General features: G+C 72.3%; 11 protein-coding genes. 7 read left to right on the forward strand and 4 right to left on the reverse strand.

Annotated elements, in window-relative coordinates; translation table 11 throughout:
• The first annotated feature begins 12 nt into the window (after positions 1 to 12).
• Together ACFYWM_RS14550 and ACFYWM_RS14555 are read left to right on the forward strand one after the other, a co-directional pair.
• Entirely contained in the window at positions 13 to 1,017 is a 1,005-nt protein-coding gene (locus tag ACFYWM_RS14550; protein WP_389913996.1) for a glycosyltransferase family 9 protein, read from the forward strand.
• Positions 1,014 to 1,979 (forward strand): UDP-glucuronic acid decarboxylase family protein, encoded by a 966-nt coding sequence (locus ACFYWM_RS14555; protein WP_389913999.1) that lies wholly within the window; start codon positions 1,014 to 1,016, stop codon positions 1,977 to 1,979. The genes ACFYWM_RS14550 and ACFYWM_RS14555 overlap by 4 nt, the downstream gene beginning before the upstream one ends.
• A 109-nt stretch (positions 1,980 to 2,088) precedes the next feature.
• On the opposite strand, the gene ACFYWM_RS14560 is transcribed toward ACFYWM_RS14555, so the two are convergent.
• The 3 genes from ACFYWM_RS14560 to ACFYWM_RS14570 form a co-directional block, all read right to left on the reverse strand.
• Positions 2,089 to 2,838: a hypothetical protein gene (locus ACFYWM_RS14560; protein WP_389914002.1), complete on the reverse strand. Its 750-nt coding sequence runs from the start codon at positions 2,836 to 2,838 to the stop codon at positions 2,089 to 2,091.
• 115 nt (positions 2,839 to 2,953) lie between these two features.
• Positions 2,954 to 3,493, reverse strand: coding sequence for a GNAT family N-acetyltransferase (locus ACFYWM_RS14565; RefSeq protein ID WP_389914005.1), 540 nt, complete (start codon positions 3,491 to 3,493; stop codon positions 2,954 to 2,956).
• Positions 3,494 to 3,563: 70 nt separating this feature from the next.
• Positions 3,564 to 4,751, reverse strand: a complete 1,188-nt coding sequence (locus tag ACFYWM_RS14570; protein ID WP_389914008.1) for an ROK family protein — start codon at positions 4,749 to 4,751, stop codon at positions 3,564 to 3,566.
• Positions 4,752 to 5,148: 397 nt separating this feature from the next.
• Here ACFYWM_RS14570 and ACFYWM_RS14575 point away from each other — a divergent pair, with 397 nt between their 5' ends.
• The 5 genes from ACFYWM_RS14575 to ACFYWM_RS14595 all read left to right on the forward strand — a co-directional run bounded on the left by ACFYWM_RS14575 (position 5,149) and on the right by ACFYWM_RS14595 (position 10,838).
• The gene (locus tag ACFYWM_RS14575; protein WP_389914011.1) at positions 5,149 to 6,609 is read left to right on the forward strand and encodes a sugar ABC transporter ATP-binding protein; all 1,461 of its coding nucleotides are present in this window, start codon (positions 5,149 to 5,151) and stop codon (positions 6,607 to 6,609) included.
• Complete coding sequence (locus tag ACFYWM_RS14580; protein WP_389914014.1) at positions 6,606 to 7,649, forward strand: ABC transporter permease; 1,044 nt, start codon at positions 6,606 to 6,608, stop codon at positions 7,647 to 7,649. Before ACFYWM_RS14575 ends, ACFYWM_RS14580 begins: the two co-directional genes overlap by 4 nt.
• A 37-nt stretch (positions 7,650 to 7,686) precedes the next feature.
• On the forward strand, positions 7,687 to 8,625 hold the full coding sequence (locus ACFYWM_RS14585) for an ABC transporter permease (protein ID WP_389914016.1): 939 nt from the start codon (positions 7,687 to 7,689) through the stop codon (positions 8,623 to 8,625).
• Positions 8,626 to 8,656: 31 nt separating this feature from the next.
• A complete protein-coding gene (locus ACFYWM_RS14590; RefSeq protein ID WP_389914019.1) occupies positions 8,657 to 9,862 on the forward strand; it encodes a substrate-binding domain-containing protein in 1,206 nt (401 codons plus the stop codon).
• 136 nt (positions 9,863 to 9,998) lie between these two features.
• Positions 9,999 to 10,838 carry a sugar phosphate isomerase/epimerase family protein gene (locus ACFYWM_RS14595; RefSeq protein WP_389914022.1) on the forward strand — a complete coding sequence of 280 codons (840 nt, stop codon included), beginning with the start codon at positions 9,999 to 10,001 and terminating at the stop codon, positions 10,836 to 10,838.
• Between the two features lie 99 nt (positions 10,839 to 10,937).
• On the opposite strand, the gene ACFYWM_RS14600 is transcribed toward ACFYWM_RS14595, so the two are convergent.
• Positions 10,938 to 12,434 (reverse strand): hypothetical protein, encoded by a 1,497-nt coding sequence (locus ACFYWM_RS14600; protein ID WP_389914025.1) that lies wholly within the window; start codon positions 12,432 to 12,434, stop codon positions 10,938 to 10,940.
• Between the last annotated feature and the right edge of the window lie 420 nt (positions 12,435 to 12,854).

Genomic DNA, 12,854 nt, shown 5'->3' on the forward strand with positions numbered 1-12,854 from the left:
AGAGGCGCTCACATGAGCATCCCTCCGGTGCCGGAGCACGCGAGCTCCCCGAAGGGCGCCGGTCTCGCGGGACCTCGGGACGACCGGCCGCTCATGGTGGTTCTGCGCGGGCTGGGGCTGGGGGACCTGCTCACCGCGGTCCCGGCCCTGCGCGCCCTGCGGCGCTCCCACCCCGGCCACCGGATCGTGCTGGCCGCGCCCTCCGTACTGACGCCCCTGGTGCCGCTGATCGGCGGGGTGGACGAGGTGTGCGACGTGTCGGGTCCCGGCCACGTGCCGCCGCTCGGCCGTCGCGCCGACGTCGCCGTCAACCTGCACGGGGGCGGCCCGCACAGCGTCGCCGCGCTCCACCGCACCGGCCCGGCGCGGCTGCTGACCCACGCGCACCCCGCCTTCCCCGACGCGTACGGACCGGACTGGCCGGACGACGTGCACGAGGTGCGGCGCTGGTGCGACCTGCTCGGCTGGTACGGCATCGAGGCCGACCCCGCCGACCTGGAGCTGGAACGCCCCCGCCCCGGTGGCGAGGGGGCGCGTCCGGTCGTCGTCCACCCGGGGGCCGCGTACCCGGCCCGGCGCTGGCCCCCGGAGCGGTTCGCGCTCGTGGCCGCCGAACTGCGGGACAGCGGGCACGAGGTCGTGATCACCGGCAGCGAGAGGGAGCGGGACCTCGCCGAGCGGGTGGCCCTGCTCGCCGGGCTGCCGTCCACGTCCGTGCTCGCCGGGCGCACCGGGCCGCTCGAACTGGCCGGGCTGGTGGCGAGGGCCAGGCTGCTGATCTGCGGTGACACCGGTGTGGCCCATCTGGCGGCGGCCTTCGTCACCCCCTCCGTGGTGCTGTTCGGCCCTGTCTCGCCCGCCCGGTGGGGACCTCCCGAGTCGGGGCCGCACACCGTCCTGTGGGCCGGAGGTCTCGGCGACCCCTACGGGTACCGGCCCGATCCGGGACTGCTGGAGATCGGCGTCCGGGACGTCCTGGACGCCGTGGCACGGTTGACGGAGGTGGGTGTGCGGTGAACGGGCGACGGGTGGTGGTGACCGGCGGGGCCGGGTTCGTGGGGTCGCATCTGTGCGAGCGCCTGGTGGCCGAGGGGGCGCAGGTGATCTGCCTGGACAACTTCCTGACCGGTTCGCCGCGCAACGTCGGGCACCTGGTGGGGCTTCCGGCCTTCCGGCTGGTGGAGTCCGACGTGACCGGTTTCGTGCACGTGCCGGGAGCGGTGGACCTGGTGCTGCACCTCGCCTCGCCGGCCTCGCCGGTCGACTACCTGCGCCATCCGGTCGAGACGTTGAAGGCTGGCAGCCTGGGCACGCTGCACGCCCTGGGACTGGCCAGGGAGAAGGGGGCCCGGCTGGTGCTGGCCTCCACCAGCGAGATCTACGGGGACCCGCTGGAGCATCCGCAGCGCGAGACCTACTGGGGCAACGTCAACCCGGTCGGGCCGCGCAGCGTCTACGACGAGGCCAAGCGGTTCGCCGAGGCCCTGACCACCGCGTACCGCACCTGCCACGGCACCGACACCGCGATCGTGCGGATCTTCAACACCTACGGGCCGAGGATGCGGCCCTACGACGGCCGGGCCATCCCCACCTTCGTACGCCAGGCGCTGCGCGGCGAGCCGATCACGGTGGCCGGGGACGGCGGGCAGACCCGGTCGGTGTGCTACGTCGACGACACCGTGGAGGGGATCGTGGCCCTGGCCCGGAGCGAGGCCACCGGCCCGGTCAACATCGGCAATCCCACCGAACTGACCGTGCTGGCCCTGGCCGAGACGGTCCGCCACCTGACCGGCTCGGAGTCGCCGATCCGCTTCGTCGACCGCCCCGACGACGACCCCGAGATCCGCCGCCCCGACATCTCCCTCGCCGTCTCCGCGCTGGACTGGCAGCCGAGGATCGACCTCATCGAGGGACTGCGCCGCACCATCACCTGGTTCGCGCGGGAGCTCAGCGAGTCACCGGAACTGATCCCCCGCTGAGCGTCCTCCTTCCCGCCGTAAGCGGAGCTTCGCGGTGTACGCGGAGCTTCCCGGTGTACGCGGAGCTTCCCGGCGTGAGCGGGGCTTTCCGGCGTGAGCGGGGTGAGGGTCAGCCGTGGCTGTGGCTGTGGCCGCCGTGGCCGCCGGCGTCGGCGCGGACGAGGCGCAGGAAGGCCTTGAGCCCGGTGATGACCTCGTGGTTGTCGGTGAGACCGTCGACCGTGTCCTCGAAACGCCGGGCGAGGCCGGTGATCCGGCGGTCCAGGGCCTCGTCGCCGTTCCGCAGGTCGGCGCCGAGCGTCTCGGTGACGCCCCGGAGCCGTTCGGCCGACTCGGTCAGCGCGGCCACCTCGGCGGCCAGGCCGTCCACCCGGGCGACGAGGGAGACGACGTCCTCGCGAGGGTGACGAGCCTCGCTCATCAGCGTGGTGACCCGCTCGCGAAGGTGGGACAGGTAGGCGCCCGCCGGGCGGAAACAGGTGCTCAGCAGGTAGAACCCGGCGAAGTAGTAGCCCACCGAGGCGCCGGAGAAGTAGGTGATGACCGCCAGGAGCGCCGCCGAGACGACGTGGCCGCCGATGGCGAAGCCGCGCATCCGCCGGGCGATCTCCAGAGCCTCCGCCTCGTGCCCCTCGGGCACCTCGATGCCACGTTCCCTGGACACGTGGATCTCGTGGACCACCTGGCGTGCCCCGAAGTAGAGGTTCCACGGCAGGGTGAGGAGCACGATCAGCCAGATGAGGCTGATCGCGCCGAGGCCGAGCGACAGGAACGTGGAGAGCGGGACGTGGGCGTACACGAGCAACCACGCCGCGACCACCGTGGCGACGAGCCCGACCAGGAAGATCCACCATTTCATGGTCCGAGCATTTCGAAGATCGCGAAACTCGGGGAGGGCTCGCGCACTCAGTCCCCTTGAGCGTTCCTACTCAGACGCGGGCCGGTTCCGCGTGAGGGAAAGCCCGGCACCGGACCTAGCCGGATCTCCAGACGACCTCGCCGTCCACCCTGCCGCCGGTCGGTACCAGGCCCGCGCGGCGGGCCACCGCCGAGGAGGCGGAGTGGTCGGGATGGATGGTGGCGACGACGGTGGTCGTGCCGTGCTCCCTGAGCCAGGCGACGAGTGCGACCGCCGCCTCTCCGGCGATGCCCCGGCCCTGCCAGGGGGTCCCCACGACCCAGGCCACGGTCGCGTGGTCACGGGTGACGGTCGCCTGGACGTAGCCGACCAGTCGGTCCGAGCCGTCGTTCGAGGCGCCGTCCGGGCCGCCGTCCGAACCGCCGGCCGGGGCGTGGAGGCGGATCACCCAGTTGAGCCACGACTCCTCCCGGCCGGGCGGCGGGGGAGCGACCAGGCGGGCGTAGCGGTCGCGGAGCCGCTCGAGGGTCTCGGGCGAGCCGCCGATGAAGGCGTGCAGGGCCGGGTCACCGAGCACCTCGGCCATCTCCGCGGCGTGGTGCACCGCCAGCGGCTCCAACGTGAGCCGAGCGGTCCTCACGGGTTCGGCGTTCATGGTCGAACGAGTATGCCACGAGCGCCGTTCACCGGCCGGCGCGGTCGAAGGGGGTGACGGACGGGACCGGTCAGGTGGCGGGGAGGGACACGGAGCGGTCGACGCTGCCGGGGGCGAGCACGTGCTCGATGACCATGACGGCGGCGCCGATCACGCCCGCGCGGTCGCCCAGCTCGCTGGCGGTGATCGTCAGGTGCTGGGTGGCCAGGGGCAGCGACCGGCTGTAGATGACCTCGCGGAGCCCGGCGAGCACCTGTTCCCCGGCCTCGGAGATGTCGCCGCCGACGACTATCACCGAGGGGTTGAAGAAGTTGACGATCGAGGCGAGCACGTCGCCGACCTCGCGGCCCGCCTGCCGGATGAGCTGGACGGCGTGGGTGTTGCCGCCGCGTACGAGGCGGACCACGTCGCGGCTGTCCTCGGCCCCCACCCCGTCGGCGGACAGCTTGGCGGCCATGGCCGCGCCGCTGGCGACGGCCTCCAGGCAGCCGACGTTGCCGCAGCGGCAGACGGTGTCCAGGGCCGACGCCACCCGGATGTGCCCGATGTCGCCGGCCGCGCCCTGGGCGCCCCGGTGCAGGCGGCGGTCGCTGATGATGCCGCAGCCGATGCCGGTGCCGATCTTGACGAAGATGAGGTGGTCGGCCTCGGGGCGGGCGGCCCAGTGCTCGCCCAGCGCCATGATGTTCACGTCGTTGTCGACGAGAACGGGGGCGCCGAGGCGCGAGCCGAGCCATTCGGGGACGGGGAAACCGTCCCAGCCCGGCATTATCGGCGGATTGACCGGTCGCCCGGAGCTGTGCTCGACGGGGCCGGGCAGGCCGACGCCGATGCCGCAGATCTCGTCGGGGCGGTGGCCGGTCTCGGCCAGCATCTCCTCGAAGGTGCGCTGGAGCCAGCCGAGCGTCTCCTCGGGGCCCCGATCTATCGACACCTCGGCCGCGCGCTCGGCGAGGACCGTGGTGCCGAGGTCGGTGACCGCCACCCGCGCGTGGGTGGCGCCGAGGTCGGCGGAGAGGACGACGCGGGCGGTGCGGTTGAACGTGAAGGCGATGGCCGGACGGCCCCCCGAGGAGATGGCCTCCTCCGTCGGGATGATCCACTGCTGGCTCAGCAGCGCGTCGAGACGCTGGGCCAGGGTGGATCTGGCCAGTCCGGTGAGCTGGACCAACTCGGCCCTCGTTCTGGCCTGACCGTCTCGCAGGATGTTCAGAAGCGCCCCCGCGCCGGCGATCGAACCGTTCGCTTCGCTAAGCATGCGCACAGTCAACACCCCTTGTTTCCACCGAGTCAAAGCAACTTAGGTCCTCCATCTGCTCCATTATGCCAAATGGTGACACGCTTTTGCTTGACCATCGACATAAGAGCGCTTTAGCATCCGGAAATATGGAGGAAATCGGGCCGTTACCGATGAATCGATTACCGTCCGGTGTCGTCGGAACCGGCTTTTCGGATCTGTTCACCCTGCCCTTGACGCCCTTGACGCCCTTGACGCCCCTGGCGCCCTTGACACTTCCCACGCCCCCGAGGCTCTCGACGCCCTCGGTGCTTCCAACCCTCTCGGTGCTCGCAACGCCCTCGACGTCCCCGGCACCCCTGACGAGTTCTCCCGCCACCGGACCGCGCGCCGGGACGGTCACCTCATGATCCTGAGGATGCGCGGTATCGCCAAGAGCTTTCTCGGGGTTCGTGTACTGAGCGGGGTCGATCTGGACGTCGCCGCCGGAGAGGTGCACGCGGTCGTCGGGGAGAACGGCGCCGGGAAGTCCACGCTGATGAAGGTTCTCGCCGGGGTGCACGCCCCGGACGAGGGAACCGTCGAGATCGACGGCGACCGGGTCGCCTTCGCCCACCCGGTCGAGGCCCAGCGCGCCGGGGTCGCGATCATCTACCAGGAGTTCAACCTGCTGCCCGAGCGCAGCGTCGCCGAGAACGTCTTCCTGGGCCGCGAGCCCGCCCGGCGGGGGCTGGTCGACAGGGAGGCGATGGAGACCGCCACCACCCGGCTGCTCCAGGAACTCGGCGAGACCTCCTTCACCTCCCGCGACCTGGTCCGCCACCTCTCCATCGCCCAGCAGCAGGTCGTGGAGATCGTCAAGGCGCTCTCCCAGGACGCCCGCATCATCGTGATGGACGAGCCCACGGCGGCGCTGGCCGAGCACGAGGTGGAACTGCTCTACCGGCTGGTCGCCCGCCTGCGCGAGCGGAAGATCGCCGTTCTCTACATCTCCCACCGGCTGAGGGAGGTCTTCGACCTGTCCACCCGGGTGACGGTGCTGAAGGACGGCGCGCTGGTCAGGACCACCGACACCGCCGGGATCACCTCTGACGAGCTGGTCAGGCTGATGGTCGGCCGCGACCTCGGCACCTACTTCCCCGCGAGGAACGCCGAACCGGGGGAGGTACGCCTCAGCGTGCGCGGCGGCGGCAACGCCGTGCTCGACGGGATCGACCTCGACCTGCGCGAACGCGAGATCCTCGGGGTGGCCGGCCTGCAGGGCTCGGGCCGCACCGAGCTGGCCAAGGCCCTCTTCGGCGCCGAGCCGTTCACGCGCGGCACGATGACCCCGCTGCGGCCGGTGTCGGTACGGCAGGCCGTGGCCGCCGGGATCGGCCTGGTGAACGAGGACCGCAAGGCCGAGGGGCTCGCGCTGCGCCAGTCCGTACGGGACAACGCCCTGCTGGTCTCCCGCTCGGTGCGCAGGATCGGGGGCGGCGGCCGGATCGGCGGGACCGGCGGGACCGGCGTCCTCGAACTCCTGGAGGCGGTACGGCTCCAGCCGCCGCGCCCCGAGCAGGAGGTCCGCTACCTGTCCGGCGGCAACCAGCAGAAGGTCGTGCTGGCCAAGTGGATGACCGTGGCGCCGAAGGTCCTGATCTTCGACGAGCCCACGCGCGGGGTCGACGTGGGGGCCAAGGCCGCCATCCACGACCTGATGCGCGGCCTGGCGGAGGACGGCATGGCGATCATGATGATCTCGTCCGAGCTTCCCGAGCTGATCGGCATGAGCGACCGCGTCGTCGTGATGCGCGACGGGCGCGTCGCCGGGGCGCTCCCGGCGGGCTCCTCCGAGGAGGCCGTGATGCGCCTGGCCGCCGGTGAGGTGTCGCCATGACCGGCGGAACCCGGCCCGCGGCGGCGACCGGCACCGCGGGACCCGCCGCCCCCCTCCCCCCGGAAGGCGGCGGGCGGCGCGCCCTGGCGGGACGCATCGGCTCGACCCAGGTCATCTACCTGGCCCTGGTCGGGGTCATGCTCGTCGGATGGGTGCTGGTGGCCTTCGACGGCGGGAACTTCCTCACGCTGGAGACCGTCGTCGGCATCCAGCAGCGTTCGGCCGCGCTGGGCATCGTCGCGGTGGGGCAGACGCTGGCGATCCTGGTCGGGTCGCTGGACCTGTCGGTCGCGTACCTGATCAGCCTCACCTCGCTCGTCGCGGCCGAGATCATGGCCGGGCAGGACGGCGGGATCGTCCCCGGGGTCGCGGCGGTGCTCGCGGTGAGCGCGCTGATCGGGCTGGTGAACGGCCTGGTCATCACCCGGCTGCACGTCCACGCCTTCATCGCCACCCTCGGCACGGCGCTGATCGTCAAGGGGGTCGTGGACCACCTCTACGACGGGCCCGCGGGCAGCGTGCCCGAGTCCTTCCAGCGGCTCGGCTACGACAGGATCGGGCCGGTCCCGGTCTCCGCGCTGCTCTGGGCCGCCGTCGCGGCCGCCGTGTGGTTCCTGCTGCGCCGCACGAGGCTCGGGTATCGGATCTACGCGGTCGGCGGGGACGAGGAGGTGGCCCGGCTGTCCGGGGTGCGCACCGGCAGGATCGTCGTCGCCGCGCACGTCCTGTGCTCGGTCTGCGCGGGCGTCGCCGGGCTGCTGCTGGCGAGCAGGCTCGGCGCGGGCGCGCCCACGGTCGGCACCGACGGCGGCTACGACCTGGAGTCGATCGCCGCGGTGGTCCTCGGCGGCACGGCCCTGGCCGGAGGCAGGGGCGGCGTCGTGGGGACGGTCGGCGGGGTACTGCTGCTCGCCGTGCTCGACAGCGTCTTCAACCAGCTGGAGGTCAACGCGTTCTTCAAGGACGTGGTCCGGGGCGTGGTCATCGTCGCCGCCGTGGCCGTCTACGCCCGCCGTACCGCCCGGAGGCGATCGCGATGACCGTCCACGTTCGCCGTACCGCCCGGAGGCGATCCCGATGAGAGCCCTCAGGTCCATGGGGCCGATCCTGGCCGTGCTCGCGGTGCTGCTGGTGCTGATCGCGGTGGCCAACCCGTTCTTCCTGGAGCCCGCCGGGTTCCTCGCCTTCCTTAAGCGGGCCGCGCCGCTGGTCATCCTGGCGGCCGGGCAGTACTTCGTGATCGTCTCCGGGGAGTTCGACCTGTCGGTCGGGTCGCTGGTCACCGTGCAGGTCGTGGTGGCCGCCCGGCTGATCGACGGGCAGGAGCAGGCGACCTGGCCGGTGCTCGCCCTGCTGATCGCGATCGGGCTGCTCGTCGGGCTCGCCAACGGGGTCATCACCACCGGCCTGCGGGTGCCGTCGTTCATCACCACGCTCGGCATGATGCTCGTGCTGTCCGGCGCGGTGTTCCTGTGGACCGGCGGCGCCCCGCGCGGCGCGCTGTCGGAGACGTTCAGGATGTTCGGCCGGAAGGACCTCGGACCGGTGCCCTGGTCGGTGCTCATCCTCCTCGCCGCGGGCGCCGCGGCGATCCTCCTCATGCGCTCCGACTTCGGCAAGCGGCTCATCGCCACCGGCGACAACGAGCGCGCGGCCGGACTGTCGGGGGTACGGGTCGACCGGACCCGGATCGCCGCCTTCGTCCTGTCCGGCCTGGCCGCGGCCGTCGCGGGCATCCTGCTCGGCGGCTTCGCGGGGGTCTCCGCCCAGGTCGGGCAGGGGCTGGAGTTCTCCGCCATCACGGCCGTCGTCCTCGGCGGCGTGGCGCTCGGCGGCGGGCGCGGCTCCGTGGTCGCCGCGATGGCCGGAGCCTTCACCCTCGAAGCGCTGTTCACCCTGCTCAACCTGTACGGGATCTCGGGGGCCCTGGAGTTCGCGGTCCAGGGCGTGATCATCATCGCCGCGGTCGCGGCGAGCGCCGTACGGCTTCCGTTCAGGCGCGCGTTACGCGTCTGAGCGCACCCCCCAGAAAAGAAGGAGACCTTCATTGAACAGGCCGATAACGGTGCTCGTCGCGGGTGTCTCCGCGATGTTGCTCGCCGCGGGATGTGCCAGTGACAAGCCGGTGACCTCCAGCGCCGCCCCCGAGACGTCCGCAGCGGCCTCGACGGCGGCGTCCCCCGACACCGGCGAGCAGTCGAAGTTCTTCGTCCAGGCCGACTACGACGCCCAGCTGGCCATGCGGACCCAGAGCGCGGAGGGGCCCGCGGACAAGCCGTGGGAGCAGGCCATCGCCCCGGAGATGGTGGACACGGCCAAGTACAAGAAGGACGGTCCCTACGACCTGTGCTTCTCCAACGCCGCCGTGAACAACCCGTGGCGGCAGGTGGGCTGGAAGACCATGCAGGCCGAGGTGGCGCTGCACAAGGAGATCAAGAATTTCACCGCCCTCGACGCGGAGGGCAAGGACGACAAGCAGATCTCCGACATCGCCGAGCTGGTCGGCAAGGGCTGTGACGCGCTGATCGTCTCGCCCAACACCACGGCGACGCTCACCCCCGCGGTGACGGGCGCCTGCCCCGAGGTCCCGGTGATCGTCTTCGACCGCGGCGTGGAGACCGACTGCCCGGTGACGTTCATCAACCCCATCGGCGGCTACGCCTTCGGCGCCGACGGCGCGGAGTTCCTGGTGGAGAAGGTGCCCGCCGGGGGCAAGGTCCTCGCGCTGCGGATCCTGCCGGGCGTCGACGTGCTGGAGACCCGCTGGTCGGCGGCGAAGGTCACCTTCGACAAGAGCCAGCTGGACGTGGTCGGGGTGGAGTTCACCGACGGCGACGCCGCCAAGACCAAGAGCATCGTGAGCGACTACATCCAGCGGCACGGCAAGATCGACGGGGTGTGGATGGACGCGGGCGCGACCGCCGTGGCGGCCGTGGAGGCGTTCGAGGACGCCGGGGTCCCGGTGCCGGCGATCGTCGGCGAGGACCAGCAGGACTTCCTGCAGAAGTGGAAGAGCGGCGGCCTCACCGCCATCGCGCCGACCTACCCCACCTACCAGTGGCGCACCCCGATCATCGCCGCCCTGAAGATTCTCAAGGGCGAGGAGGTACCCAAGACCTGGAAGCTGCCGCAGCCCAAGATCACCGCTGAGAACCTGGACAGCTACCTGCAGCCCAACATGCCGCCGCTGCACTACGCGCTCTGCGGCTGCGAGAAACTGCCGGACTTCCCCGCCAACTGGGGCGGCAAGTAAGGCGAGCAAGGCAAGTAAGGCCGGTCTACCAGGGCTCCGGGCATCGCCGGGTGGTGGTGCCCGGAGCCCACCGGCACGTCCACGGGTTCACGACGGGCCCGTACCGAACGCACCGAACGCAGGGAAGGGATTGCCGATGTTCCCCATCGGGGTCAACACGTGGGTGTGGGTCTCGCCACTGACGGACGAGGATCTCGCCCGGCTGGCGCCGAAGGTGGCCGCCTGGGGGTTCGACACGATCGAGCTGCCGGTGGAGCAGGCCGGTGACTGGGACCCCGCGTGGGCGGCCGAGCTGCTGGGGAACCTCGGGCTGAGGGCCTCGGTGGTCCTCGTCATGCCACCGGGCAGGGAACTGGTCGGCGCGGACGCGGGGACGGTCGCCGCCACCCAGCAGTACCTGCGCGACTGTGTGGACGCCGCGGTGGCGGTGGGCAGCCCGGTGATCGGCGGGCCCGCCTACGCCTCGGTGGGGCGGACCTGGCGGATGTCGGACGAGGAGCGCAAGACCTGCTACGCCGAGTTGCGAGAGAACCTGGCCCCGGTCGGCGAGTACGCGGCCGAGCGCGGGGTGACGGTCGCCGTCGAGCCGCTCAACCGCTACGAGACCAGTCTGATCAACACCGTCGAGCAGGCCGTCGAGGCGGTCGGCGGGATCCCGGGCGTCGGCCTCGCGCTGGACGTCTACCACATGAACATCGAGGAGCGGGACCCGGCGGGGGCCGTACGGCGGGCCGGGGACCTGGTCGCGCACGTGCAGGTCTGCGCCAACGACCGGGGCGCGCCCGGCGCCGACCACCTGGACTGGCCCGCCCTCGCCGCCGCCCTGCGCGCCGTGGACTACCGGGGGCCGCTCTGCATCGAGTCGTTCACCGCGCACAACCGGACGATCGCCACGGCCGCCTCGATCTGGCGCCCCCTGGCCGACACCCAGGACGCCCTCGCCACGGCGGGCCTCGCCTTCCTGCGCACCCTCTGACTCCTACCTTTTGACCGCGCACCCTCTGACGAGCCTCCTCGCCCTCGCCGCCGGAGACCCGCCCGCCGCGCGGGTCTCCTCCGGCTCGCGCGAAGTCGCTCAGCGGCCGGCGTCTCCGTCCGTCCCGTCCGCCGTGTCCGCCGTGCCCGCCGCGCCGGGGACGCCGGGTGCCCGCCGGGGGCGCCTGAAGAAGGCGGCCACCGCGTAGGGGTCGACCGGGTCGGTGAGCAGTGCGAGCATCTCCTCCCTCCGCTCCGGGTCGACCTTGAACGGGTGGCCGAACACGTGCGGCCCCGTCCCGTCGTCCAGCACCCTGGTCAGCATCAGGTCGCCGGGCAGCGCCTGCCCGGCGAGCAGCTCGTCGTCCAGCGTCACCCGCTCCCCGGCCTCGCCTCCGGAGGCGGCGGCGACCGTGATCTCGTCCCCGGACACGCCGAGGACCTCCCACAGGCGCAGCGGCGTCCGCCGCCAGGACCCCAGCAGCTCCACCTCGTCGTCGCGCAGCCACTCGGCCCGCGCGTCCAGGAACTCGCCGACGACGTCGTTCTCGAACAGCGCCAGGTCGGCCAGGGCGGGCTCGGCCACCCGGACGCTCAGCGCGACCAGGTCCTCGATCAGCCGCCGGCGGGCCGGGCGGTAGGCGTACGCGAGCAGCTGCCGGAACAGGTGCGCGGCCCGCTCGGGCAGCGGGGCGCCGGGGTCGGTGCGGCACGCGGCGTACTCGGCGGCGTCACGCACGGCCGGTGCCATGCCGGGGGAGAGGGAGAGCACCTCGGAGATCAGCCCGGACGCCTCGAACGAGCGGCCCTCGCCCTCGGCCGACCTCGCGACCAGCAGCAGCGCGGCCGGCTCGGTGCGGGGCAGGGCCTCGACCAGCGCCGGGCCGAGCGGCTCGCGCTCCACCTCGTCGGCGATCCTCGCGAGCACCACCTCCGAGCGCGACAGGTAGGTGACGGCCTTGGAGAGGTCGGCGCCCTCGCCGTACGTCCGCAGCGCGCTGCGCACCAGGGCGAGCCTGATGATGTCCAGCGGCGCCAGGTCGGCGACCGACGCGGTGTCCCACGGCGCGCCCACGATGCCCACCCGGCCCTCGCGCAGCTCCAGCGAGGCGTTGCGCAGCAGCGGCGACAGCGGCGGCAGCGGGTCGGCAAAGGTCTCGGGGGCCTTCATCAGCAGCTCCAGGACCACGACGTCGACCGGCACGCCGGGGCTGGGCTCCAGCCCCTCCGCGAAGGCGCGCAGCGCGTCGAGCGCCTGCTCCCCGAACTCCTGGACGACCCGCACCGCCCGCTCGGCGGGGACGTCGTCCAGCTCGGTGACCGACAGCTCCAGGGTGCCGCCGCGCAGGCGCAGCGCGATCACCTGCTCGGGCTCCACCCCGTCGAGCCAGCCGTCGGGTCCGGTCAGGACGGGTTCGCCGGTGTCGAGCGAGGTGCGCACCCGGCCGCCGCCCGCCAGCGGCACCCCCTCGCCGTCGGCCAGCCGGGCCCACAGCCGCAGGTCGTCGGAGGCGGGCAGCACCCCGCTCGCCAGCTCGGCCCGGGTGGCGAGGTGCGTCAGCACCGCGCCCTCGCTCAGCGTCAGAAGGTCGCTCATCGTGTTCCTTTCAGCGTGGAGATCCCTCGCCTTAGGTGTAGTGAGAAAACGCGGCAAGGCGTCATGCGGATCGTTAGCATGTTCGCACGGTGGCGATGACCAAGCCGCCGCACGCGTGACCTGCACCAACCTCGCCGCCGGGCTGGCGGAGAGAAAAAACGCCTGTGGAGCTGATGTAAGACCTCAAAGGGGGTTTTCCTCCTGGCGGGCAACCGGCGGTGAAGCAGGAAACCCGACCCGTGAGGGTTGGAGCCCCGTGGCTTCAGTCGTGGGGAGGAAGTCAACCCCCCATTGTTCTCGACGCCCGGGCATGGCGATGCCGCCCTCCCCCCCCCCGCGAGGTCGCACGGGCTCGCGGGGGGAGGGCGGCGGGGTGGCCGGTCCGCGGGGGCGGCGGACCGGCCAGGGCGGGGGAGAGCC

This window comes from Streptosporangium sp. NPDC002721, from assembly GCF_042888905.1.
In the GTDB taxonomy this organism is placed as follows: domain Bacteria; phylum Actinomycetota; class Actinomycetes; order Streptosporangiales; family Streptosporangiaceae; genus Streptosporangium.

Excerpts from the sequence above, each read along its gene's own strand:
- ACFYWM_RS14550 (WP_389913996.1), top strand. The coding sequence starts at position 13 with ATGAGCATCCCTCCGGTGCCGGAGCACGCGAGCTCCCCGAAGGGCGCC.
- ACFYWM_RS14560 (WP_389914002.1), bottom strand. The coding sequence starts at position 2,838 with ATGAAATGGTGGATCTTCCTGGTCGGGCTCGTCGCCACGGTGGTCGCG.
- ACFYWM_RS14565 (WP_389914005.1), bottom strand. The coding sequence starts at position 3,493 with ATGAACGCCGAACCCGTGAGGACCGCTCGGCTCACGTTGGAGCCGCTG.
- ACFYWM_RS14570 (WP_389914008.1), bottom strand. The coding sequence starts at position 4,751 with ATGCTTAGCGAAGCGAACGGTTCGATCGCCGGCGCGGGGGCGCTTCTG.
- ACFYWM_RS14575 (WP_389914011.1), top strand. The coding sequence starts at position 5,149 with ATGCGCGGTATCGCCAAGAGCTTTCTCGGGGTTCGTGTACTGAGCGGG.
- ACFYWM_RS14580 (WP_389914014.1), top strand. The coding sequence starts at position 6,606 with ATGACCGGCGGAACCCGGCCCGCGGCGGCGACCGGCACCGCGGGACCC.
- ACFYWM_RS14585 (WP_389914016.1), top strand. The coding sequence starts at position 7,687 with ATGAGAGCCCTCAGGTCCATGGGGCCGATCCTGGCCGTGCTCGCGGTG.
- ACFYWM_RS14595 (WP_389914022.1), top strand. The coding sequence starts at position 9,999 with ATGTTCCCCATCGGGGTCAACACGTGGGTGTGGGTCTCGCCACTGACG.
- ACFYWM_RS14600 (WP_389914025.1), bottom strand. The coding sequence starts at position 12,434 with ATGAGCGACCTTCTGACGCTGAGCGAGGGCGCGGTGCTGACGCACCTC.